Annotated in this window: 22 protein-coding genes and 1 tRNA gene; 12 read left to right on the top strand and 11 right to left on the bottom strand. The window is 43.4% G+C overall.

What is annotated here, in order from left to right; translation table 11 throughout:
• Positions 1 to 7: 7 nt before the first annotated feature.
• The 4 genes from ABGU93_RS01610 to ABGU93_RS01595 all read left to right on the top strand — a co-directional run bounded on the left by ABGU93_RS01610 (position 8) and on the right by ABGU93_RS01595 (position 3,642).
• Complete coding sequence (locus ABGU93_RS01610) at positions 8 to 472, top strand: hypothetical protein (protein ID WP_347411758.1); 465 nt, start codon at positions 8 to 10, stop codon at positions 470 to 472.
• A 212-nt stretch (positions 473 to 684) separates the two neighbouring features.
• Complete coding sequence (locus ABGU93_RS01605; protein ID WP_347411757.1) at positions 685 to 2,061, top strand: methyltransferase MtaB domain-containing protein; 1,377 nt, start codon at positions 685 to 687, stop codon at positions 2,059 to 2,061.
• A gap of 88 nt (positions 2,062 to 2,149) precedes the next feature.
• The gene (locus ABGU93_RS01600; protein ID WP_347411756.1) at positions 2,150 to 2,812 is read left to right on the top strand and encodes a corrinoid protein; all 663 of its coding nucleotides are present in this window, start codon (positions 2,150 to 2,152) and stop codon (positions 2,810 to 2,812) included.
• 32 nt (positions 2,813 to 2,844) lie between these two features.
• Positions 2,845 to 3,642, top strand: a complete 798-nt coding sequence (locus tag ABGU93_RS01595; protein ID WP_347411914.1) for a methyltetrahydrofolate cobalamin methyltransferase — start codon at positions 2,845 to 2,847, stop codon at positions 3,640 to 3,642.
• 234 nt (positions 3,643 to 3,876) lie between these two features.
• Here ABGU93_RS01595 and ABGU93_RS01590 read toward each other — a convergent pair whose 3' ends face one another.
• The gene (locus ABGU93_RS01590; RefSeq protein ID WP_347411755.1) at positions 3,877 to 4,566 is read right to left on the bottom strand and encodes a DUF554 domain-containing protein; all 690 of its coding nucleotides are present in this window, start codon (positions 4,564 to 4,566) and stop codon (positions 3,877 to 3,879) included.
• Between the two features lie 176 nt (positions 4,567 to 4,742).
• On the opposite strand from ABGU93_RS01590, the gene ABGU93_RS01585 reads away from it, so the two are divergent.
• Genes ABGU93_RS01585 through ABGU93_RS01575 form a run of 3 tightly spaced genes read left to right on the top strand, consistent with a single transcriptional unit; the run spans position 4,743 to position 9,936 of the window.
• Positions 4,743 to 6,293, top strand: a complete 1,551-nt coding sequence (locus ABGU93_RS01585) for an exopolyphosphatase (RefSeq protein WP_347411754.1) — start codon at positions 4,743 to 4,745, stop codon at positions 6,291 to 6,293.
• Positions 6,290 to 8,398, top strand: coding sequence for an RNA degradosome polyphosphate kinase (locus ABGU93_RS01580; RefSeq protein ID WP_347411753.1), 2,109 nt, complete (start codon positions 6,290 to 6,292; stop codon positions 8,396 to 8,398). The genes ABGU93_RS01585 and ABGU93_RS01580 overlap by 4 nt, the downstream gene beginning before the upstream one ends.
• Positions 8,399 to 8,400: 2 nt before the next feature.
• A complete protein-coding gene (locus ABGU93_RS01575; RefSeq protein ID WP_347411752.1) occupies positions 8,401 to 9,936 on the top strand; it encodes a Ppx/GppA phosphatase family protein in 1,536 nt (511 codons plus the stop codon).
• 42 nt (positions 9,937 to 9,978) lie between these two features.
• Here ABGU93_RS01575 and ABGU93_RS01570 read toward each other — a convergent pair whose 3' ends face one another.
• The 8 genes from ABGU93_RS01570 to rlmH form a co-directional block, all read right to left on the bottom strand.
• Positions 9,979 to 10,692 carry an ABC transporter ATP-binding protein gene (locus tag ABGU93_RS01570; RefSeq protein WP_026393786.1) on the bottom strand — a complete coding sequence of 238 codons (714 nt, stop codon included), beginning with the start codon at positions 10,690 to 10,692 and terminating at the stop codon, positions 9,979 to 9,981.
• Positions 10,679 to 11,482 (bottom strand): ABC transporter ATP-binding protein, encoded by an 804-nt coding sequence (locus ABGU93_RS01565; RefSeq protein WP_347411751.1) that lies wholly within the window; start codon positions 11,480 to 11,482, stop codon positions 10,679 to 10,681. The genes ABGU93_RS01570 and ABGU93_RS01565 overlap by 14 nt, the downstream gene beginning before the upstream one ends.
• Positions 11,482 to 12,585 (bottom strand): branched-chain amino acid ABC transporter permease, encoded by a 1,104-nt coding sequence (locus tag ABGU93_RS01560; protein ID WP_347411750.1) that lies wholly within the window; start codon positions 12,583 to 12,585, stop codon positions 11,482 to 11,484. The genes ABGU93_RS01565 and ABGU93_RS01560 overlap by 1 nt, the downstream gene beginning before the upstream one ends.
• Before the next feature lie 14 nt (positions 12,586 to 12,599).
• Positions 12,600 to 13,493 carry a branched-chain amino acid ABC transporter permease gene (locus ABGU93_RS01555; protein WP_347411913.1) on the bottom strand — a complete coding sequence of 298 codons (894 nt, stop codon included), beginning with the start codon at positions 13,491 to 13,493 and terminating at the stop codon, positions 12,600 to 12,602.
• A gap of 193 nt (positions 13,494 to 13,686) precedes the next feature.
• Complete coding sequence (locus ABGU93_RS01550) at positions 13,687 to 14,853, bottom strand: ABC transporter substrate-binding protein (RefSeq protein WP_347411749.1); 1,167 nt, start codon at positions 14,851 to 14,853, stop codon at positions 13,687 to 13,689.
• Between the two features lie 209 nt (positions 14,854 to 15,062).
• Positions 15,063 to 16,601, bottom strand: a complete 1,539-nt coding sequence (gene malQ / locus ABGU93_RS01545) for a 4-alpha-glucanotransferase (RefSeq protein ID WP_347411748.1) — start codon at positions 16,599 to 16,601, stop codon at positions 15,063 to 15,065.
• A 1-nt stretch (position 16,602) separates the two neighbouring features.
• The gene (hslO, locus tag ABGU93_RS01540) at positions 16,603 to 17,487 is read right to left on the bottom strand and encodes an Hsp33 family molecular chaperone HslO (protein ID WP_347411747.1); all 885 of its coding nucleotides are present in this window, start codon (positions 17,485 to 17,487) and stop codon (positions 16,603 to 16,605) included.
• 33 nt (positions 17,488 to 17,520) lie between these two features.
• Positions 17,521 to 18,000, bottom strand: coding sequence for a 23S rRNA (pseudouridine(1915)-N(3))-methyltransferase RlmH (rlmH, locus tag ABGU93_RS01535; RefSeq protein WP_347411746.1), 480 nt, complete (start codon positions 17,998 to 18,000; stop codon positions 17,521 to 17,523).
• 192 nt (positions 18,001 to 18,192) lie between these two features.
• Here rlmH and ABGU93_RS01530 point away from each other — a divergent pair.
• The 3 genes from ABGU93_RS01530 to ABGU93_RS01520 all read left to right on the top strand — a co-directional run bounded on the left by ABGU93_RS01530 (position 18,193) and on the right by ABGU93_RS01520 (position 19,154).
• A tRNA-Pro gene (locus ABGU93_RS01530) sits at positions 18,193 to 18,269 on the top strand.
• Between the two features lie 269 nt (positions 18,270 to 18,538).
• Entirely contained in the window at positions 18,539 to 18,880 is a 342-nt protein-coding gene (locus ABGU93_RS01525; protein WP_347411745.1) for a hypothetical protein, read from the top strand.
• On the top strand, positions 18,834 to 19,154 hold the full coding sequence (locus ABGU93_RS01520; RefSeq protein ID WP_347411744.1) for a hypothetical protein: 321 nt from the start codon (positions 18,834 to 18,836) through the stop codon (positions 19,152 to 19,154). Before ABGU93_RS01525 ends, ABGU93_RS01520 begins: the two co-directional genes overlap by 47 nt.
• Before the next feature lie 46 nt (positions 19,155 to 19,200).
• On the opposite strand, the gene ABGU93_RS01515 is transcribed toward ABGU93_RS01520, so the two are convergent.
• Together ABGU93_RS01515 and ybaK are read right to left on the bottom strand one after the other, a co-directional pair.
• Positions 19,201 to 20,214: an NAD-dependent epimerase/dehydratase family protein gene (locus ABGU93_RS01515; RefSeq protein ID WP_347411743.1), complete on the bottom strand. Its 1,014-nt coding sequence runs from the start codon at positions 20,212 to 20,214 to the stop codon at positions 19,201 to 19,203.
• A 203-nt stretch (positions 20,215 to 20,417) separates the two neighbouring features.
• Entirely contained in the window at positions 20,418 to 20,903 is a 486-nt protein-coding gene (ybaK, locus tag ABGU93_RS01510) for a Cys-tRNA(Pro) deacylase (RefSeq protein WP_347411742.1), read from the bottom strand.
• Between the two features lie 164 nt (positions 20,904 to 21,067).
• Here ybaK and ABGU93_RS01505 point away from each other — a divergent pair, with 164 nt between their 5' ends.
• Positions 21,068 to 22,078, top strand: a complete 1,011-nt coding sequence (locus ABGU93_RS01505; protein ID WP_347411741.1) for a hypothetical protein — start codon at positions 21,068 to 21,070, stop codon at positions 22,076 to 22,078.
• A gap of 25 nt (positions 22,079 to 22,103) precedes the next feature.
• A complete protein-coding gene (locus tag ABGU93_RS01500; protein WP_347411740.1) occupies positions 22,104 to 22,784 on the top strand; it encodes a PspA/IM30 family protein in 681 nt (226 codons plus the stop codon).
• Positions 22,785 to 22,840 lie beyond the last annotated feature (56 nt).

Genomic DNA, 22,840 nt, shown 5'->3' with positions numbered 1-22,840 from the left:
TAAACAAATGTATCAGGAAGAATTTCTGCCGATTGTTTTCAATGTCCGGTTTTCATCGAACCAGGCTTTGTCAGTTGAAAAATGGCGCTCCCGGATTCATGATGTATTACATCTTTATGTGAATCACATTTGTAAAAATGATGATCGGATGATTGGACATATCAAAGCGCTGGCACAGATCAACGAACAGGATTTTATTAAATACAGCTGTATCAGCAATTCAAATGCCATAAACAGTAAGCTTTATGGCAAGCATCAGGATCTTTTCGATATAAATGTAATTATTAACTCGCTGGTTTCCAATATCAGTGAAAAAGAAAGCCGGGTTTTTCTTGAACGATCATGCCAGATGATGATAAAACGTGATTCTGAGATCAAGATTCAAATCAATGCGAAGCACAATCAGCAAAGCAATCATCACCATCATGGCGATGGGAATGATTGTCCGATCTGTAATGGCCATCATCATTGAAATAGTTAGCTGCAAACGCATAGTTTATATTATTTGCAAGTAATAATATAGACTATGCTTATTTTGTGCTTTAAATAAAATAAAAAAGCAATATAATACCAAATATCACAAAAAACGTCTAAAGACACATTGACAAAGCAGGCGTATGATTAGAGTATAAAATAAATTTTAGCAATCCTGCAGGGGCTAGAATTAAAAACGAGGAGGAAAAAATGGCGAAGAAGTTTAATCAATTAGCATACACGGACTTGGATGATTTTGTATATGGCTCCTGTCCCAATCCAGTTACAACGAAAAGTGGCATGGTGATCGGTGGGGGGATGGTCTATCCGGAAATAAACTTCACATTACCAGGTATGGACATCAACGATGTGACCATGCCAAAAGCAGCCACGATCTATTCCAACATTATTGAAGGGGTTTTAAAGCGGGCCGCGGAACTTTATGCACCCGGTGTTTTGATCGAATTTGAAACCCTGCCTGACTTCACCGAGCACCCTAAATATGGAATTGAAGTCAATCGAATTCTTTTAAATGGTATGAAAGAAGCATCGGAAAAATATGGCTTAAAAACAGCGATTCGAACCACTCCCAACGATTTGCGAGAGTTCAGCCGACCACCTGTCATGCGTAGCGGAAAATACTGGGAAACGATGCTGGAATTGTATGAACAATGTGCCAGAGATGGTTCCGATTTCTTCTCAATAGAATCAACCGGCGGAAAGGAAATTCATGACAGCGCTCTGGTTAAGGCAGACATTCGTTTAGCTATTTTTGCACTTGGTATTCTAGGATGCAATGACATGGAATTTTTATGGAAACACCTGGTCAACTTATCCAATGCCAATAGTTGTTTTGCCGCTGGAGATTCAGCCTGCGGTTTTGCCAATACAGCCATGGTGTTAGCTGAAAAAGGCTTTATCCCGCACGTATTTGCCGCCGTTATTCGGGTTACAGCGGTACCAAGAGCATTGGTAGCCTTTGAACAGGGTGCTGTGGGACCAAGTAAAGATTGCGCTTATGAAGGACCGTACCTCAAAGCTATCACTGGCAGTCCCATTTCGATGGAAGGAAAAACGGCAGCGGGTGCCCATTTGAGCCCGATCGGCAATATTGCCGCTGCCGTTGCCGATACCTGGAGTAATGAATCGATTCAGCAAGTCAAATTATTATCTGAAATGGCTCCGGTGGTGGCAATGGAACAACTGATCTACGACTGCCGGCTGATGAATGCGGCCACCCTAAATGGACAGCAACTGATGTTTCGAGATCTGCTGGTTCAGTCCGACTCGGCATTAGATGTTCAGGCTTATGTTTTGCGACCGGATGTAGTGATGCGGATCAGTGCGGAGCTTGTTAAAACCCAGGATAATTTCTTGAGAACCAAGTTAGCAGCCCAACTGACAGTAGCTGAACTTAAAAAAGCAATTGTCGAAGGCAAGGTAAAAAGCGATAAACGCGATATGAAGTGGTTGGATAAAATGGAAAAAGCAATTGAAACGATTCCTGATGATCCCAATGAGTTCTATAATGAAATGAAATCTGTTTTGGATATGGACAAGTTTATTCCCAGTGAGTACGGCTTGTAATTCAATAAAAAACTGGAAATTATGTGTGAGTGATTGATACCGGGAAATAAAATAAGAATAAAGCAAGATAAAACTTAGGAGGTTTAGTATGGCAACTTTAAATGATGTATCCCAATGTGTTTTGGATGGTGACTTAGATGGAATTAAAGTACTGGTTCAGGCGTTGATTGATGATGGTACAGATCCGATAGTGATTATCAATGATGGTTTGATTGCCGGAATGAACATTGTGGCGCCACTGTTTAAAAGCGGCGAAATGTTTGTCCCGGAAGTTATGGAATCGGCTGATACCATGAACGAAGGGATGAAGCTGGTCAAACCCTTGATAACGGACGAAGATATTCCCAGTAAAGGAAAAATAATCATTGGAACAGTAAATGGGGACTTACATGATATTGGCAAAAATCTACTGGTAATGATGATGGAAAGCCGGGGCTATACTGTGATCGATCTGGGCGTGGATGTTAAGGAAGAAGTTTTCTCGGCAGCCGTTAAAGAGCACAAACCAAATATTGTCGGAATGTCATCGCTGCTGACCACGACCATGATGAAGATTGAATCGACTATTAAACAACTGGTTGCAGATGGGGTAAGAAATCAGGTGAAAATTATTATCGGCGGCGCGCCGGTTACTCAGGAATTTGCTGATGATATCGGGGCAGACGGTTACTCAGATGATGCTTCAACAGCGGTCGAATTATGTGATCTAATGATGAGTGAGCAGAGCAGTCCAGAAGAATTGAGTGCGTGAATTCATAAAAACAGAAGGAGACAATAATCATGCTGACAATTGTAGGTGAATTAATCAATACCAGCCGACCCGCTGTCAAAGAAGCAGCTAAGAATCGGGATAAAGAAATGATCATTGATCTTGCTATCCGTCAGGCTAAGGCTGGGGCTACATTTATTGATGTAAATTGTGGTAACATGATCAATAACGAGGAAGAAACCATGGAATGGCTGGTAAATACCATTCAAAGTGAGGTAGAAGTGCCGTTGTGTATTGACAGTCCCAGCGCAACCGCCCTGGATGTGGGTCTGAGCCTCTGTAAGTATGGCCGACCGATGATTAATTCCATCTCGGATGAAGATGAGCGCTATGATTCGGTGTTGCCGCTGATTAAAAAATACGATGCCAAAATTGTGGTACTCTGCATGGACAGTACCGGAATGCCGGTTACATCCGATGACCGAATGAAGGTTGTCCATAAACTCCAGGATAAACTAGCCAACGAGGGGGTCAAAGATGATGACATGTATTTTGATCCACTGGTGAAACCGGTGAGCAGTGTGGGTACCGCTGGGATCGAAGTTTTAGAAACCATCAAGAAAATAAAAATTGACTATCCCGATGTGCATTTCATGTGTGGACTCAGTAATATTTCCTATGGGTTGCCCAATCGGGCGATCCTGAATCGACTCTTTGTTGTTGAGACCATGACCCTGGGTATGGACGGCTATGTCCTGGACCCAACCAACAATAAGACCATGGCCGATATTGCCACCTCCCGGGCCTTACTGGGTATGGATAATTACTGTGGCGGCTACATCAAAGCTCATCGTAGTGGCCTGCTTGGTTAACATTTAACATCTATTTATTACTCCAATTATCGTAAAATAGAAGCCGGTATTATTGCCAGCTTCAGACTGTCAAAAAGATAACCCAGTACCGACAATTGTTACATCATGTTGTACGCATCGGAGCGGACACGGCAGAGCCTGTTCGATTCCGCGGCGAACAACAGATTAACAATTGGTCGGTACGGTAGTTTAGCGACAACCTCAAGCCGGCTTTAATGCCGGCTTTTGTTTGTTCTAAAGTCCCAGTAACCCCATCAGCCAGATAAATAGAATGGGCATAAAAACCGCTGGTAGCAGATTGCCAACCTTGAGTTCTTTGATTTTCAGCATATTAATGCCAATGGCCATAATCAGAACGCCGCCAACGGCGTTCATTTCGGTGATCATTTCCGGCGAGAGCAGGCTTTTGACTGAGCCAGCCAAAAGCGAAATACTGCCCTGGTAGATTAGCACCGGAATAGCCGAAAAGACAACCCCAATGCCTAAAGTCGATGAAAGAATCATCGAAAAAATTCCATCCAAAAGCGATTTGCTCAAAAGAATACTAAAGGTTCCGGTTAGTCCGTTTTCCAGAGCTCCCATAATGGCCATGGAACCGGTACAGAAAAGCAGTGAAGCACTGACAAAACCCTGGGAGATATTATTGTTATTGTTTTTCATCTTTGATTCCAGGGTATCGCCGATGCGTTTCAACTGTTTTTCAATATTAATCAGTTCCCCCAGAATTCCGCCAAACAATAGGCTCAGCAACATCAGCATGATGTTTTCAGTTTCGATGGTCATGGTGATGCCGATGACAACGACCCCCAGGCCCAACCCCTGAGTGATGGTTTCACAGAGACGTTGGGGCAAAGCCCGTTTAAATAAAAGTCCGATCAAGCCGCAAACAACAATAGCGGCAGCATTGATAATAGTTCCAAGCAAAGATTTTTCCTCCTGATGTGATATCTTTAACCATTGTAACATAAAAGCGAAAGAGCTGAAATCATAACTGCCCTGACAAGCTGATTTATTGAAAAAAAATCAGAGTTTCGACGAGTTTTAACATAATTTTTTTTTAAATTGTGATAGAATAGAAAAAAGAATGTGAGGTGACGTTTATGATCAAGCGGTTTTCAGTTATTTATATTGGCTCAATCCGATGCGAACTGATTGTGGGGCAAAGAGGAAAAGGATGCATTAAAATATTGGATCGAGCCATGTTTCCCATCAATTTTGGGAGCCAGAGCTTCACTAAAGGAGAAATCTCTTTTAAATCGGTTTATGCATTGTGTCAGACAATTAACGAATATATCGAAATGTCTAAAACATACGGTGTTGAATCAATTAAAATATTTGGAACAACGGCCCTCCGAGAAGCGAGAAATCGGCTTTATATTCTTGAACAGATAAAAATCAATACCGGTGGCTATGAGGTTGAAATTCTGGATAAGGAAGAAGAAACCCATCTTATTTACCGCCATATGGTGTTAAAATGCGATCCGGAATTCAATATTATCAATGAAACCAAAGAAGATCAGATGTTGGCTTCTATTTCCAGCGGAAACGTGTCAGTGGCGCTACTAAAAAATGGAATTATTGACTATCATCAGACTGCCGAGCTGGGTTATCTTAAAATGAAGGAAATCCTCAAATCAATCGAAGAAAATTCGGAACGATTTGAAACGCTATTGATGGAGTTCATTTCGATCAATACCCAGGACATCGTCGAAAATATCAGAAAACGTCGCATCAAAAGGCTCTTTGTATCCTCCCACGAAGTGGATGTGATCGCTCAGTTATGCGGCTATACTGAGCGGCAGGATTATTATGTGGTCAATGCGGAAGACTTTGGTAAATTGTGTAAGGTGGCTGGCAATCTGACCGTTAATCAATTATTAAAAAAGTACCCGCGTTTGGATCAAAGTGAAGCAGAAACCCTGAATCATACCTTGATGCTCTATTTGAAACTGTTGGCAGAAACCGGAGTTGAGACCTTTATTTTGATCCCGATGATCATCGGCGATGCTTTTCTGGATTTTGAATTTCAGATCACCAAAAAACAGCAGCTCATCGAATGGATCGAAGACGGCAGTTATCTTTCTGCCAAAACGATCGGGAAAAAATATCATACCAGTCATAAGCACTCGGAATTTGTAGAAAAGATTAGTCTGAAAATTTTCGATTCCTTAAAAAAATACCATCAACTGAGCAAAAGAGAGCGACAGCTTTTGTCGATGCTCTGTTATCTGATGGAAGTGGGTAGCTTTATCGATCATAAAAATTTTTGGGTGCAGAGTCGCTATATTATCGAAACGACCGATATCATCGGCGTTACGCAGGAAGAAAAAGCCGTAATGGGCAAGGTCGCAGAGGCGGTTAAAACAAACTTCATCAAAGTAGAAGAAAAGATTCACTCAAGTGATGAAAAAGAGCATCTGCTGGTTGCTAAACTGGCAGCGATCCTGAAACTGGCCATCGCTCTTGACAAAAGCTATCAACAAAAAATTCAAAATCTTCATTGCCATGTCAGCGACGAGAAGTTGATCATAGATTTAACAACCGGGAAAAATTTTCAATTGGAAGAGTATTTTTTTAAGGCAAGCCGGACTACCATGGAAAATGTATATGGCATTAAACCGATACTAAAGATTAAGAGGGTTGAATCATGAAAAGCAAGTTATTTTTAAACCGCGAGATCAGTTGGTTGGATTTTAATTATCGGGTTCTGGATGAGGCCTACGATAAATGCAACCGGGTTATGGATCGACTGAAGTTTTTGGCAATTACGGCATCTAACCTGGATGAGTTTTTTATGGTTCGGGTTGCCGGGATTATGGATCAGATAAATGTTGGTTATACCAAAAAATCTGTGGATGGATTAACTCCGATCGAACAATTGGCAACCTTAAACAGTATGACCCAGGAAATGATGGCCCGACAATATACCTGTTTGTCAAAATCAATCATCCCTGAGCTAAATCAGAACAAGATCTTTTTTTTGCGTTATGATGAGCTCGATGAAGAAGGTAAGGACTTTGCGCTTCACTATTTCAGACATGAGTGTTACCCCGTGTTGACACCGCAAGCCATTGATAACAGCCGGCCTTTTCCGTTAGTGAAAAACAATCAGGTTTATTTGTGTATCATGCTGCATGATACCGAAGCCAAGGTAAAGGATGAAAAAGATTTTATGGCCATCCTTGAGATTCCCAAGGTTTTGGATCGGATCATTGCGTTGCCAAAAGCTAAAGACACCGATATGCTAAATTATATTTTTATCGAGGATTTGATCAGTCCCTTTGTCAACGAGCTCTTTACCGGCTACGATGTCAAGCAGGTCAATGAATTTCGCATTACTCGTAATGGTGACCTGGCCATTGATGAAGATGAAGCAGAGGATCTGTTGATTGAAATTGAGAAATCCATTCAGCAGCGTAAATGGGGTGCCAGTATCAAACTGGAGGTCACCAGAGATATGAGTAAAAAAATGAAAAAATGGCTCATGAACGAATTGGAAATTGTTGAGAGTGAGCTTTATGAGCTCAAGGGTAATCTCGATTTAACCTGTTTTATGAAGTTTCAGAATCGCAGTGAATTTAATGAGCTTCGGGAGCCTCGTTATACACCCCTCGTCTCCAATGAATTTTATGAGGTTGAAGATATATTTGAAGTCATCCGCGAAAAAGACCGTCTGCTCCACCATCCCTACCAGTCCTTTCAAACCGTGGTGGATTTTGTCAGAGCGGCATCAACCGATCCGGAGGTCTTAGCTATTAAGCAAACGCTATACCGGGTCAGTGGCGATTCACCCATTATTGAAGCACTGATTCAGGCCGCTCAGAATGGCAAACAGGTTACGGTATTGGTGGAACTGAAGGCGCGTTTTGATGAAGCAAACAATATTGTCTGGGCAAAGAAGTTGGAACAGGCCGGATGTCACGTGATCTATGGACTGGTGGGTCTGAAGATTCACTGTAAAATGATTCTGGTGGTACGAAAAGAGTCCGACGGGATCAGGCGCTATGTTCATCTGGGAACTGGTAACTACAATGACGTGACGGCTGGTCTTTATACTGATTTGGGGATGTTTACTGCCAAAGAAAACTATGGTTCCGATATTTCCACTCTGTTTAATCTGCTGTCGGGTTATAGTCATTACACCTTGTGGAAAAAGATTGAAGTCGCGCCTAAAACCCTTAGAAACGCCTTTTACATTGCCATCGACCGAGAAATCGAGAATGTGAAGATGGGAGAAAAAGGAAGAATTATTGCAAAAATGAACTCATTGGTGGATGAAGGTATCATCAATAAACTTTATGAAGCATCCCAGGCTGGGGTTGAAATTAAACTGATTGTCAGGGGAATGTGTTCCCTGAAACCTAATTTACCCGGTATCAGCGAACACATCACCGTACACAGTATTGTCGGAACCTTTCTGGAACACAGCCGGATCTACTATTTTTACAATCAGGGCAAGGAAGATATCTTTCTTTCCAGTGCGGACTGGATGGAACGAAACCTCAACCGGCGAATTGAAACCTTGTTCCCAGTTGAGGAAGAGAGCATAAAGAAGAAATTAAAACATATATTGGATATTACCTTGAAAGATACTATTAAAACCCGCTTAATGACCGAGACCGGAGAATATATCCGCATTGACAAGCGCGGCAAAGAATTGCTATCCTGCCAGGACTATTTCTGTAAAGAAGCGGAAGCAGAATTTGAACAAGCTAAAAACAAAACAGTTTTAAAACAAAATATCGAGGGAGAATAGAAGTGGAAAGACGAAATATCGGGGTCATCGACATTGGCTCAAATAGTGTGCATCTGGTTATTGGCGAATATTACAACAATGAATATTTTCAGATTATTGATGACGTGAAGGTAAATGTCCGCTTAAACGACGGACTGGCAGAAACCGGAAAACTGCAACAGGATCGGATGGACTTCGGGATTGAAACAATGGCGATGTTTGTCAGTATGTGTGAAGCTTATGGGATCGAAAAGGTCATTGCTGTAGCTACCGCAGCGGTTAGAAAAGCTTCAAACGGACCAGAATACGTTGCCCGAATCAAAGCTGAAGTGGGCTTGGATGTCACTGTTATCCCTGGAGAGGTGGAAGCCTCAATGGACTATCTGGGGGCTATCAATACCCTGGATGTCAGGGATGCATTGCTGATGGATATCGGGGGCGGTAGTACCGAATTTGTTCTTATCAAAGACCGCAAAAAGGTTGAGACAGTCAGTCTACCTTTCGGATCCATCGATTTAGCTGAAAAATTTGATTTAACTGACGAGGTTTCGGAAAAAAAACTGAAGGCCCTGGATGAATTTTTGAAAGAGGCATTTAATAACATCCCGATGCTGAAAAAGGCTGAAGGTTTGCCGGTGATCGGTGTGGGCGGAACCATTCGAAACGTCGGGCGGATCCACCGCAGTTTCAATGATTATCCGATGGAGATTGCCCATAATTATCGGATGGGATCAAACGATGTTAAGCGGATCTGTGAAATGGCGGCCAGTATGAATTTAGCGGAACGCTCAAATCTCAAAGGCTTATCAAAAGGACGTATTGATATTTTTGTCGGGTCCAGCCACACTCTGGAGCGGGTGATGAAGCACATCGATTCACCGGAACTGATTATCAGCAATGCCGGTTTGCGGGATGGTATTATTTACGATTACTTTGGTTATAATGAGGACAATCTGGTCTATGACATTTTTGAGCTGTCGCTGGTGAATATCATGCTTAACTTTAATGTGAACATTCCCCATGCCTACCATGTGCTCAAACTGACCGAAAACCTGTTTGAGCAGCTGAAACCACTTCATGGCATTAAAGAGGATGTCCGGAAGATGATTCGTGCCGCGGCCATGCTTCATGATGTAGGCATTAAACTCCAGTTTGGAAATCATCATGAACATAGTTTTTATATTATTTTAAACTCCGGACTTTTGGGCATCGAGCAAAAAGAACTGTTAATGAGCGCCTTTATTGCTCTGAACCATCGGACCAATAAGAAGATTCATATTTCCGAAGAGTACATGGGCCTGCTTCAGAATGAAGAGCGGCATCTCATTGATCAACTGAGTCTGTTCCTGCAAATATCTGAGTATCTGGACCGCAGCATGGATGGTGTCGTAAAAGATGTGAATTGCGTGATTATGGAAAAAGAAGTCCAGCTTAATGTCCTCACTACCGGACATTCGGTATTTGATAACATGATCATCAACGAATGTGGCAAAAAATTCAAACGGGTCTTTAACAAAACCCTGACCATTAATAATAAGGTCATTATATCACGACGATAAAAAAACTCCAATTATTCAGTTTTTGAATAATTGGAGTTTTTTTTATTTGTTTCTGTGGCTTTTGCCCAGATATGCTTCTTTAATACTATCATCAGCCAGTAATTCCCGGCCAGTGCCTTCTTTGGTTATCTTTCCAGTTTCCAGCACATAGGCATAATCGGCAACCCGCAGAGCCATATTAGCATTTTGCTCAATCAGAAGAATGGTCATTCCTTCTTTATTCAGGGTTTCGATGATATCAAAAATACCCTGAACAACCAGCGGTGCCAGACCCAACGATGGTTCATCCATCATCAGCAGTTTTGGTCGGCTCATCATCGCCCGACCTACCGCCAGCATTTGCTGCTCGCCACCGGATAAAGTTCCCGCTTGTTGCCAGGAACGTTCTTCCAGACGAGGGAAGAGTCCGTAAATCTTTTGAATGTCTTCATCCAGATTATCCTTGCGCATATAAGCGCCAATTTTCAGATTTTCCAGCACAGTCAGATCCGGAAATACGTGTCGTCCTTCCGGAACCAGGGTGATGCCCTTATCGACAACCTTTGTGGTGTCCAGACCCAGCAGCTCGTCACCGTGATAGGTAATGCTTCCAGCTTTTGATTTAACCAGATTGACGATAGCCCGGAGGGTGGTGCTTTTTCCGGCACCGTTTGCTCCGATCAGGGTTACAATTTTGCCTTCCGGCACTTCCAGATCGATACCCTTAACGGCTTCAATACCGCCATAGGCGACCTGTAAATTACTAATCTTCAACATCGGCGTCTACCCCCAAATATGCTTCAATAACCTTTGGATTATTCTGAACCTCATCCGGGGTTCCTTTTGCGATGGTACATCCAAAATCCAATACATAGATATGATCAGAAATTTCCATAACCAGATCCATATGATGTTCAATCATAAAAATGGTCAGATCAAAATCAGTTTTCAGTTTAAAAATCAGATCTGTTAATTCATCCGTTTCCTGAGGATTCATCCCCGCCGCTGGTTCATCAAGCAGCAGCAACTGCGGCTTGGTTGCCAGGGCCCGGGCGATTTCCAGATGGCGTTGCTGGCCATAGGGCAGGGACGAGGCTTTTTCATTTTTAAGATCGATAAGGCCCAGCCGCTCCAATAAGAATTCGCAATCCATTTTAGCCTGACGTTCGCCTTTTCGGGCTTTTGGTGCTCTCAGCATGGCTGATAGAAAACTATAATCGGCATTCTGGTGAGTCGCAACCAGAACATTTTCAAGAACTGTAAGTTCCTTAAACAGTCGAATGTTCTGAAAGGTTCGGGCAATGCCCATACCGGTTATTTTGTCCGGCTTCTTGCCGGTAATATCAATCTCGGTAGTAGCACCATTTTTATCGGTCGGGCTAAAAAGCACCTTTCCACCGGTGGGTGTATACACCCCGGTGATAACATTAAAGGCGGTGGTTTTACCGGCACCATTGGGTCCGATCAGAGCGGCCAGCTCACCTTTTTTAATATCGATATTTAAGTCGTTGACGGCAACAACACCGCCAAACTGCATGATGACATTCTCTGTTCTCAGAAGACTCATTAATTGCCACCTCCTTCAGTTGATGTCTTTTTTCCGCTCAGCTTTTTCTTGATGGAGCGGTATTTCTGTGCAATGAAATCCCAGGTGAGCTCATTGGTACCCATTAAGCCCTTTCGATAGAAGAGGACAATAACCATCAGCAGGAAGGAGAAGACAACCATTCTCAGGCCAGGTCTGAAGATCGGCAGATCCAGGCCGAAGGCCATTGGTTCATCAAGAAAACGCAGGGCTTCCTGACCCAATGTGACTACAAAGCTGGCAATGACGGTTCCGGAAATACTGCCCATACCGCCAAGTACAATGATCAGCAAAAAGTTATAGGTCAGGGTAAAATAGAATTGTTTAGGGTCAACAGTTCCCAATAAAGCGGCAAACAAACCGCCGCCGATGCCGGTAAAAAAGGCACCGATCAGGAATGAAGTCATTTTTGTTTTAAAGAGCCCAACCCCCATCGCTTCAGCTGCTATTTCGTCTTCACGGATGGATTTAAAGGCTCGTCCATAGGTTGAGTTAATCAGCAGGACGGTTGCGATGATGATCAGTAGGGCAGTCCCGTAGGTCCACCAGAGACTGCTGATGGTGGGAATACTTTTAATCCCCAGGGCACCATTGGTGATCGACTGGGTATTGGTGAAGACAATGCGGATAATTTCGGAAAAACCAAGGGTGGCAATGGCCAAATAATCACCTCGGAGGCGTAAACAAGGCGATCCGATAAAAAAGGCCACGACTACCGAAGCCAGTCCGCCGAGAATTAATGCCACAATAAAGGGCAATTGAATGTTGGCTAAAAATGGCGCCATTGGTTCCAGGTAGAAAATCGCGGCACGCGATTCGATGGGAACGGTAAAGACCGCCACGGTATAGGCGCCAATGGCCATAAAACCGGCCTGTCCCAAAGAAAACTGTCCGGTAAATCCGTTAACCAGATTCATTGCCAAACTGACGATGACATAAATAGCGCATAAATTCAAAAGCCGGCGCATATATGAATCGACAAAAATGTCGGCTAAACCGATCCCAACGAGGAGTACAACTAAGAATACGGCTGTTTTCCAGTGGAGTTTTAAGTAGGCACCGATGCTGTTTTGAGTTTCTTTCATTTTTGGTACCTCCTCTAAACCTTTTCGACTTGTTTCTTACCAAGGAGTCCATTGGGAAGAAACAGCAGAATAATAATCAAGATGACAAATGCGATGGCGTCCCGATATCCGGTTAGCGCCGGAAAGAAAGCGACCATCAACACTTCGGAAAATCCCAAGATCAAGCCACCGAGAACGGCACCCTTGACGTTGCCAATACCGCCGATAACAGCGGCTATAAAGCATTTTAATCCGGGAACAACGCCCATGAGGGGTAACACCGATGGGTATTTCATGCACCATAAAATAGCACCGACCGCGGCAAGGGCCGAGCCGATGGCGAAGGTTGAAGAAATAACCCCATTGATCTTAATTCCCATGAGTTTGGCAGTATCATAATCAACCGCAACAGCCCGCATTGCCATTCCAATTTTAGTTTTATTAATAATAAAAAGTAGTGCGGACATCAGGATAAACGCAACAATTGGAATAACAATAGAAACCGGCTGAAAAGACAATCCACCGATAAAGAAAGGCGTTGTCATCAGTGGGAATTCAGGGAACGCCTGTGGTTTTCCTGAAAATAAGTAAGTGGCAACATTTTCCAGCAAAAATGAAACACCGATTGCTGAAATCAGAAGTGATGTTTTGGGCGCTTCCCGCAGGGGACGATAGGCGACCCGCTCGATGGTGACACCCAGTAGCATGGTTAAACCAATCGTGATAATAAATGTGACATACCAGGGAAGAAAAAATACGGCAATCCCAAAATATGTAAAATAGGCAGCCATCATAAAGATATCGCCATGGGCAAAGTTGATCAGTCTCAGGATACCATAAACCATGGTATAGCCTATGGCAATCAAGGCATATAAACTCCCTACTGATAAACCATTGATAAGTTGCTGTAAGAATGTTTCCATTGTCATTCCAACGACCATAATTAAAACCTCGTTATATCATTTAATTTAAATTGAGGGTATCTGATAACAAATACCCTCAATGTTTGTTCAAGACGGGTACGCAAATTAAATACATTGAAGTATCACTTTAACGCACCCTTGCGTATAAAAGCGAATCATGGTAACCATGTTCTCTTTTTGTAAAAAATTTGGAAGTAGATTAGTCAACCGTTACAGAATCAAGGTAGGTGAACTTACCATCTTTGACTGTTTTAATGATTGCTTCGTTCTTCGTAGCATCGCCGTTGGCATCAATGGTGATCATCCCGGTAGCACCTTCAAAATCTTTGGTAGCTGCTAATGCGTCACGAATAGCAACTGGATCTGCAGATCCGGCACGTTCGATGGCATCCAGAGTCATCATGTAGCCATCATAACCAAGAGCGGTTACAGCTGCAATGTTTTCACGGTCTGGGTAGGCTTTTTTGTATTCAGCAACAAATGTTTTCCCTGCTTCAGTCAGTGGGTTGGTATCATCAAAGAATGTTGACATAACAGCACCTTCGACATCAGCACCACCAACGGTGATAAACTCATTGGTTTCCCAGGTATCGCCACCAATAAATGGAGCAGTGATGCCAAGCGCACGGGCTTGTTTGATGATTAATGCTGACTCAGTAAAGTTACCGGGGGCAAAAATTACATCTGGGTTAGCAGCTTTGATATTTGTTAAGATACCATTGAAATCCTGGTCACCGGTATTGTAGTTACCAGTTGCAACGATGGCATTTGGATCTCCAGATAACTTAATAAATGAGTCGGTGAAGAATTTAGCCAAACCAACTGAATAGTCGTTTGAAACTTCCTGGATGATGGCAACTTTTTTAGCATTCAGTTTTTTAGATGCATAGTTAGCCATTACCGTACCCTGGAAAGGATCAAGGAAACAAACACGGAAGTAGTAATCATTTCCGGCAGTTACCTGTGGGTTGGTGGCAGAAAGAGCCACAGCAGGAATCTGGTTGGTTTTAACTACATCGCCAGCAGCGATGGATAGTGAAGATCCCCATGAACCTAAGATTGCAACAACCTTATCTTTTTCAATTAAACGAGCGGCAGCAGTTGTTGCTTCAGCTTTGTCTGATTTGTTATCAGCAATAACCAGCTCAACTTTTTTGCCTAATACTTCGGGACGTAATTGGTTAGCCAATTCAACCCCTTCAACTTCAAGTTCACCACCGGCCGCATTGGCACCGGTTAATGGTTCGAACACGCCAATTTTAATGACGTCGCTGTCAGTAGAAGATGTAGTCGATCCACTGGAACAGCCGGCGACCATGGTAACAACCATCGCCAAAGACAACAATAATGATAGAGTTTTTTTCAAGGTAAAGTCCTCCTTTTTCTTTTTTTCCTAATTTTTACCTGGGCTTATTATACCAAAGGTTAAGCTTTTATTGCAAGTTTATATTAAGAAATGTTTGAATGATACGGACACTTGTTTTAATCACGCTGATTAACAAACCCTGAAAAGAATGCGTTAGTACGCTAAAGTAATAAATTAAAATAAAAAGTGCGGAGCCTGATAGTCCGTAATCAGATGACAGACTGCTCTTTTCTTTGGTAGAGTTGATTGATGTGATAATACCAATCAACATCAATTTGTGATAAACCCTCCTGGGTCATACGAAAAACCCAGTTATTTGCTGTAGTTCCTGGTTCATTCATGCGGGTGTCTTTGCCATAACCACAGACATCCTGAATCGGCAGGATCACTAAATTGGCGGCACTCTGAAAAAGGGTGCGGATAAAGGCCCGACAGGAATGGCTTTGATGTCCACCGACCTGCCATTGGTTTTCCCAGGCATCCGTGTAACCGCAGTAGTCAAAGGCATAACGGCGCTGTTCCGGGGTGTAGTCATAAAAAGTTCCCAGAAGCGTGTTATTGTCATGGGTGCCTGAGTAGGCCACCGTATTGGCGGAATAATTATGGGGCAAATGAATATTGTTCATATCATCGATAAAAGCGAATTCCATGATCCGCATGCCTGGGAAACCGGTGTCTTTTAACAGTTTGACCAGATCTTCATCCCGCAGGCCCAGATCTTCGGCAATGATGTTTGGTTCGGGAAAGGTCTTTTTCAGTTGTCCAAAGAAATCCATCGCCGGGCCGGGAATCCAGCGGCCATTCCTGGCCGTTTCCGCACCTGCCGGAATCGAACAGAATGCCGAGAAGGCCCGGAAATGGTCAATCCGAATCATGTCAAAACTTGCCAAAGCGCGTTTGATGCGCCGCATCCACCAGCCATAATTGTCTGCTTTCATGACATCCCAGTGATAAAGTGGATTGCCCCACAGCTGACCATCTTTAGCAAAATAGTCGGGTGGCACGCCGGCCACTTCAATGCAACAACCCTCAGTATCTAATTGGAAAAGTTCGGGATGACACCACACATCGGCACTGGAGTGGGAAACATAGATTGGCATGTCGCCAATAATTTTTATGCCTTTCGAATTTGCATAAGTTTTAAGGGTTGTCCATTGTTTATCATAGGCATACTGCAAGAAATTTTGAAAATCAATTTTATCACAATAGATAGATCTAACAGTGGAAAGAGTGACAGGGTTGCGTTTAACCAGATCTTGATTATCCCACTTGGTCCAGTCTTCCTCTGAAAAATGCTGAGAAAGAACTGTGTATAGTGAAAAATCTGGAAGCCAATCTTGATTGGCAGTGCTGTAGTCCTGAATTTCTTTTTTAAATTGGGGATTAAGTCGAGAGTAGGCTAGTTTGAAGATCGATTGTCGATTGTTGATAAGATTGGGATAACAAATAGAATAGGGGGGATCAGCCGACTTGCTGGCAGTCAGTTCATCCGCAGTTAATAAACCCCACTGGTACAAAAGCTCCAAGTCGATCAAAAGGGGGTTTCCGGCAAAAGCCGAGGTGCTTTTATACGGTGAAAAACAGGGGTCAACGGGCCCAATCGGCAGAATCTGCCAATAGCTGCAACCCATGGACTGAAGGAGATCGATGAAACTCTGGGCCTCCTTGCCCAGGGTTCCAATACCGTAGTCCCCCGGTAAGGAGGAAACATGCATCAGAACACCACTGGAACGAGATTTTAAAGTCATTTTATCCCTCTTTTTCTTCGATATGATCTAGAATAGATTGGAGATCTTCCGGAGTAAAGAGATATTTCTCTTTACAAAAGTCACAATTGATTTCAATTTCTTCCTGATCTGAAATTATGTCAATGAGATCTTCCTTACCGATAGATGTCAGCGCTTTGGTAATGCGTTGTCGGGAACAATCGCAGCTAAAGCGGGTGATTTCTGTTTTATTAACCTTTAAGTTAAGGTTTTTAAATAAATCTTCCATAATTGATTCAAGGGTTATTCCCTCATCCAGCAACTTGGTTAACGATGGGGTATCAGCCAGAGCGGCTTCCAGCGCATCAATTACCTCATCATCGGTGTCGGGCATTAATTGAATAATAAACCCGCCGGCCTGTCGGACGGTGCCATCATCGTTTAATAAAACTCCCAGTGATACGGAGGTAGGAATTTGTTCAGACTGGGCATAGTAATAAGTTAAATCTTCGGCAAGCTCACCGCTGATAAGTGGTGAATAACCAACGTAGGGTTCTTTCAGGCCAATATCTTTCATGATATTCAAGGCGCCACCGCCAATCGCTTCGGATACGGGAAGGGGTGATTCCATCGTATCGTGCAGATCATTGACATATGGATAACCTTTGACATTGCCTTTGGCATCTGCTGTTACTAATAAGCCGCTTAAAGGTCCATCTCCAGCAATTTTTAAAGTGATTAGTTCATCGGCATTTTTCATCATCGAACCCATCAGCGAGCCTGCTGTTAGTAATCGGCCCAGAGCCTGGGTAACGACAGGGCTGGTTTGATGAAGCCTCCGGGCAGTTTCAGCGAGCCCTTGTGTTGTTGCCGCAAAGACCCGGATCTGTCCGTTTCCTGCGGTGGCTTTTAGTACGTAGTCCGGCATATTTTACCTCTCTAATTTTATTATTTGTATTTGTTATTTATGATACGTTTCGCCCCGGATTATTTTAAAAGAACGGTAAATTTGTTCCAGCAGCATAACCCGAAATAATTGGTGGGGAAATGTCATTTTAGAAAAGGAACATTTCCATTTTGAACGACTGGTAATCTCAGGGGAAAGCCCGATGGATCCGCCGATGACAAAGGTGATCTGGCTTTTTCCCTGAATGCCATAGTTTTCGATTTTTTTGGCAAAAGTTGGTGAGTCCAGTTGATCGCCCTGTATTTCCAGGGTGGCCAGAATTTCTTCGTCCTTTAAATAGGAAAGAATTCGACCGCCTTCAATTTCGACCGCTTTTCGTCGTTGGGCTTCACTGGCGTTTTCGGGAATTTTTTCATCCTTAACTTCAATGATTTCCAGACGGCAATAGGCACTTAATCGCTTGGTGTATTCCAGGATTGCCTGGGTCAAGTATTTTTCCTTTATTTTTCCAACAGCAATAATACGAATGTTCATTCAGATTAGAAACTGTAAACAACGAGAAGACTTAGAACAATAACAGCGACTAAAACCAAAGCGCCAACACGATAAAGTGGATTTCTTTTGTGCATGGTGGGTTCCTCCTTAACATAGAAAAAATTTTATATTTGAGATTGTATTTTTGTCTATTATAGTGTACAATATTTGAGTCGGAAATGCAACATATTACGGGGTGTGGCTCAGCTTGGTAGAGCGCATGGTTCGGGACCATGAGGCCGGAGGTTCAAATCCTCTCACTCCGACCATTAAAAAATAGTTAAGACAGCTAGCGATAGCTGTCTTTTTTTGCGGAAATTTTTAGAGAGAAATAAGAGCACGATATAACAGAAGCACATTCTATGAGTATTCTACAAAATTTTTGGGTGTGTTTTCGTTAATTGATTTTTCGATTGGAGGTGGGATGATTTTATTTTATAATCTTTTATTAAGGATAATAGAATGATACAATAATGACATTCGAATCGTGTCGTTCGGGCAATGAAGGAGGGCACTTCTTAAGAAGAGGAGTTTTAAAATGATATCAAGAACATGGCATGGAATGGTACGCCTTGAAATGCGGGATGGCTTTGAAAAATATGAATACGAGACTGGTGTAAAAGATACATTGGCACTTGCAGGTAATTGCGGGGCATTTTTGAAAATTGTTGAACAAGGCGAGTATGCTCATTTTTTCTTGTGTACGAAATGGGATTCAATGGCAAGTATGATCGCCTATGCCGGTAATAATCCGACAATTGCGGTGACATACCCGGAAGATCAGAAATATGGTCTCATTTCTGATCCCATCGTGATCATTCAGGAAGTTGTCAATGACGGTGATCCCTTTCTTGCTCTGGTCCACCCAGGGGGTTCGTGAGTGGCGTCTGAAAAATGCACTGCGCACGGTTCCCTCAGCGGGAAATCGTCATACGCTGGAAACCTATCTGGTGGTTTTCAATGTCGGCGGCCTGGAACCGGGGATGTATCGCTATTTGCCTTCTCAGCATCAATTGGTGCTGGAATCAACAGCAGATCATCTCAAAGACCGGCTGATTGATGCAGACCGCAATCAACAAAGTGCCGACCAGTTATTAAATGTTGATGGCGATGAGGAGTTTGTCGTTTATATGGCTCCAGTTGGTAAAATATGACGCGGGGCGGGGAATCCCGGGTGCCTATGTTCATTGCAAAGGGGCTTTATTTTGGCCGTTTGAGACTATTGGTCTGTTGTAAAAAGACAATCGTGTCCAGTAAGGTTTCACGCAGACTCCGGGTGGTGTAGCCTAATTCGGTGTCTGCTTTTTGATGCGAAAAATTTGAGTTGCTGCCAAGCGTATAAAGGGAGTAGCGGGTATAAAGGGGTTTTTGTTTTTTAAACTGATACCATAACTCGGCAAGTGGTACTGTCAGCCGGACAAACCAGAGGGGTAGGATCGTTTTAAGTCTTTTTTTACCGCTGAGTTCAGCCAGCAGATGGAGCAGTTCACTGACAGAAACAAAGCGGTTCGATAAAATATAACACTCGCCGGTTCTGCCTTTGTCGACTGCCGCAATAATACCTTTGGATACATCCCGAACATCGACAAAATCGTAACCACCGTTAATGAATGCGGTCAGGCGGCCATCCAGAAAATCCATAACCAGTTGCTTAAAATGGCCGTGGCCATAATCGTTTGGACCGCCGATCCCAGAAGGATGAATCACCACACAATCCAGTCCTGCTGTGGCACTGGCCAAGACATATCTGGTTGCTTCAGCTTTGGTTTTGGCATAAAAACCTACTACTGCTTCGGGATCAAAGTCTGTTGTTTCCCGGATAATCTGACGTTCGGGCTGCTCGGGGATGGCATGTACCGAACTGATATAAATCAGACGTTTGACCTGATGTTTTTGGCAGTGTTCAATGAGGTTTAGGGTGCCCAAAACATTAACATCGTACATGTTTTGATCAAATTTAGTGGCAATCGATACAATTCCGGCGGTATGAAGCACAATCGTTTCGAATTTATCCGTCTCATTAAAGAGAGGGGCAAGTTCGGATGCTTTACAGATATCACCATACACTATTTCAACGTTCAGCCCAGTCAGCGCTGGCGCTGTGTCATTGGGCATGATAAAACATCGCACCCGTTCACCCGTGTCACAAAGATCTCTGACAATGGTATTTCCCAGGTGACCAGCGGCTCCGGTGACAATATATAATCGTGTCATTATCGTTAAACCTCGCTTTTTTAACATGATACCCAAATTCTGTGCGAATAATCGGGATTATTTGATTGAACCGCCATGGCTGCAAATGCTGAATCTTCTTTACTTAGCTTCGATAAAAGCAGGAGATATTGATAGATAATCCCATAATATGCTTTACTCGTAATAACCCAGCAGTGCGAGACTAATGGACAGGGGTGGAACGATCAGACAGTGATAATATCCCCATAAACAGCCGCGGCCGCGGTGCAGAAATCATCAGGTCGCAATTGAATCTGCAGCCCGATCTTACCGCCGCTGATATAGATGGTGTCCAGCTCTTTGGCGGTGTCGTTAATGACGGTTTTAAACTGTTTTTTCATGCCAATGGCGGTGCAGCCGCCCCGGACATAGCCGGTGATCGCAGTCAGATCTTTCAGATGAATCATCGCTACCGCCTTTTCGCCAACCGCTTTGGCGGCTTTTTTCATATCCAGTTCCTTGTCGATGGGGATCACAAAGACAAAATAATTCTTGCTTTTTCCTTCAGTCACCAGGGTCTTATAGACCTGTTCATAAGGTAGATTCAGCTGATCGGCGGTCTGCAACCCGTCCACAAATTCATTGCAATCATAACTTTGGTGGGTATAGTCAATTTTTAATTTATCCAAAATGCGCATGGCATTGGTTTTCACTTCTTTTTGTTTAGCCATTGGTGTTTTTCTCCTTAATATGTAAAGCTGGTTTTGTAACCTGTTTATTTTATCAGAAAATGATCTTTTATGCTTCTTTTTTTGTAGCGGTCAATGATGAATGAATGGCATTGTTTAGGGTAGATAGCAATTGTAACTACGCGTAAACAAATGGAGGGAGTATCATGGGAAGAAGTGGCGGCTCAGGTGGCCGTAGCAGTGGCGGTTCCTTTGGCGGCAGCCGCAGTAGCGGTGGTCGCAGCGGCGGCTTTGGCAGCAGCCACAGAAGCGGCGGCAGTGGCGGATTTGGCAGCTTTAACAGTAGTTCCGGGGGCGGTTTTTTTGGCAGCGGGTCCAGAATGAGTTCTGGCGGCAGCAACTATGGTGGCAGCGGCGGTCCGGTGGGCTGCGGCTGCGGGGCATTCCTGATCATTCTGGTGATCGTTTTGATTTTCTTGTTGATTATCGGTATCTTTGTGGCATCGGTTTTTACGGGCTCTGCTGAAATAACTAAATCAACAGTGGCTCGGCAGCCGCTGCCGGCCGGTTCAGTCAATGAAACCGAATATTATACCGATGAGTTGGGATGGATTAATAATCAGACAAAATTGGAGGAAGGGCTAAAATACTTTTATCAGAAAACCGGGGTGCAACCGTATGTGGTGATCATCGATAACGTGAATGGTTCGCATCAACCAATTGAAAGTGAACTGGACAGTTATGCAAATGCCCTTTATGATCAGTTGTTTACTGATGAAGCCCATCTGCTCTTTGTATTTTATGAGTATAATGATTTTTATATGGATCGTTATGTGGCCGGGACTCAGGCCAAAACGGTCATTGATACGGAAGCGACTGATATTCTGCTTGACTATATTGACCGTAATTATTACGACAGTAGCCTTACGGATGAGGAGTTTTTCAGTAACTCGTTCCGGGATGCGGCTGACCGGATCATGACCGTTACCAGGTCACCATGGATCGCGGCCATGACTACCATTGGCATTGTTTTTGCGGTGGTGATATTAGCAATTCTATTATTCGTCTGGTGGCGACATGCCAAAAATCAGAAAAATCTTGAGGCCAAGCGGACCGAAGAACTGCTGAATACCCCGTTGGAAAAATTTGACGATGTGGAAATCGAAGACCTGGCGAAAAAATATCAGGATAATCCGTCAGATCAGGAAAAAGACTAATTAGTAATATTAGAGGAGGAAAAAGATGGCAATTTTAGAACGATTCGGTGATATAATCCGGGCCAACATCAACGATATGCTGGACAAAATGGAAGATCCGGCGATCATGATCGACCAGTATTTAATTGATCTGTTGGAGGATCTGGCCGAAGTGAAGCGTAGTACTGCTGAAATCATGGGCGAAGAAACCCGTACGAAACGGTTGGTTGACAACAACAAGGCCGAAGTGGAAAAATATGCCGAGCTGGCCAAAAAAGCTCTGGTAGCTGGGAATGAAGGGGATGCCCGAACCTTTCTGGCAAAAAAACAGGAGCTGGAAAATCTGGATTCTGAACTGATGGATGTGTATGCTGCTGCTCATGAAAATGCCATGAAAATGCGACAGATGCATGACAAACTGGCAGCGGATATCCAAACCCTGCAGGCACGCCGAACCATGATCAAGTCCAAGGTGTCCATTGCCAAAACTCAGGAGATCATCAATGAAGCCAGCAGCTCAGCCAATCAAACCGAAGATGCTATGGACGCCTTTACCCGAATGGAAGAAAAGGCCGACCGGATGCTGGATGAAGCCAACGCCATGGCCGAACTGAATATTGAGCCGATTGACCCGGCACAAGCTTTGGAAGAAAAGTATGGTGAAGCCGGAAATACTTCGGTTGATGAGGAATTGGTTAAACTTAAACAAGAGTTGGGGCTGCAATAAATAATACAAAAGCCAGACGAAAAGGATTATCATTTTCGTCTGGCTTTTGATAGTTA

This window comes from Acetobacterium sp. (assembly GCF_039830195.1).
Lineage (GTDB): Bacteria > Bacillota > Clostridia > Eubacteriales > Eubacteriaceae > Acetobacterium.
The sequence above is the reverse complement of the archived record's forward strand: the minus strand, read 5'-3'. Positions and strand labels throughout refer to the sequence as shown.

Excerpts from the sequence above, each read along its gene's own strand:
- ABGU93_RS01610 (WP_347411758.1), top strand. The coding sequence starts at position 8 with ATGTATCAGGAAGAATTTCTGCCGATTGTTTTCAATGTCCGGTTTTCA.
- ABGU93_RS01605 (WP_347411757.1), top strand. The coding sequence starts at position 685 with ATGGCGAAGAAGTTTAATCAATTAGCATACACGGACTTGGATGATTTT.
- ABGU93_RS01600 (WP_347411756.1), top strand. The coding sequence starts at position 2,150 with ATGGCAACTTTAAATGATGTATCCCAATGTGTTTTGGATGGTGACTTA.
- ABGU93_RS01585 (WP_347411754.1), top strand. The coding sequence starts at position 4,743 with ATGATCAAGCGGTTTTCAGTTATTTATATTGGCTCAATCCGATGCGAA.
- ABGU93_RS01580 (WP_347411753.1), top strand. The coding sequence starts at position 6,290 with ATGAAAAGCAAGTTATTTTTAAACCGCGAGATCAGTTGGTTGGATTTT.
- ABGU93_RS01570 (WP_026393786.1), bottom strand. The coding sequence starts at position 10,692 with ATGTTGAAGATTAGTAATTTACAGGTCGCCTATGGCGGTATTGAAGCC.
- ABGU93_RS01565 (WP_347411751.1), bottom strand. The coding sequence starts at position 11,482 with ATGAGTCTTCTGAGAACAGAGAATGTCATCATGCAGTTTGGCGGTGTT.
- ABGU93_RS01560 (WP_347411750.1), bottom strand. The coding sequence starts at position 12,585 with ATGAAAGAAACTCAAAACAGCATCGGTGCCTACTTAAAACTCCACTGG.
- ABGU93_RS01555 (WP_347411913.1), bottom strand. The coding sequence starts at position 13,493 with ATGACAATGGAAACATTCTTACAGCAACTTATCAATGGTTTATCAGTA.
- malQ (WP_347411748.1), bottom strand. The coding sequence starts at position 16,601 with ATGACTTTAAAATCTCGTTCCAGTGGTGTTCTGATGCATGTTTCCTCC.
- hslO (WP_347411747.1), bottom strand. The coding sequence starts at position 17,487 with ATGCCGGACTACGTACTAAAAGCCACCGCAGGAAACGGACAGATCCGG.
- rlmH (WP_347411746.1), bottom strand. The coding sequence starts at position 18,000 with ATGAACATTCGTATTATTGCTGTTGGAAAAATAAAGGAAAAATACTTG.
- ABGU93_RS01525 (WP_347411745.1), top strand. The coding sequence starts at position 18,539 with ATGATATCAAGAACATGGCATGGAATGGTACGCCTTGAAATGCGGGAT.
- ABGU93_RS01520 (WP_347411744.1), top strand. The coding sequence starts at position 18,834 with ATGACGGTGATCCCTTTCTTGCTCTGGTCCACCCAGGGGGTTCGTGAG.
- ABGU93_RS01515 (WP_347411743.1), bottom strand. The coding sequence starts at position 20,214 with ATGACACGATTATATATTGTCACCGGAGCCGCTGGTCACCTGGGAAAT.
- ybaK (WP_347411742.1), bottom strand. The coding sequence starts at position 20,903 with ATGGCTAAACAAAAAGAAGTGAAAACCAATGCCATGCGCATTTTGGAT.
- ABGU93_RS01505 (WP_347411741.1), top strand. The coding sequence starts at position 21,068 with ATGGGAAGAAGTGGCGGCTCAGGTGGCCGTAGCAGTGGCGGTTCCTTT.
- ABGU93_RS01500 (WP_347411740.1), top strand. The coding sequence starts at position 22,104 with ATGGCAATTTTAGAACGATTCGGTGATATAATCCGGGCCAACATCAAC.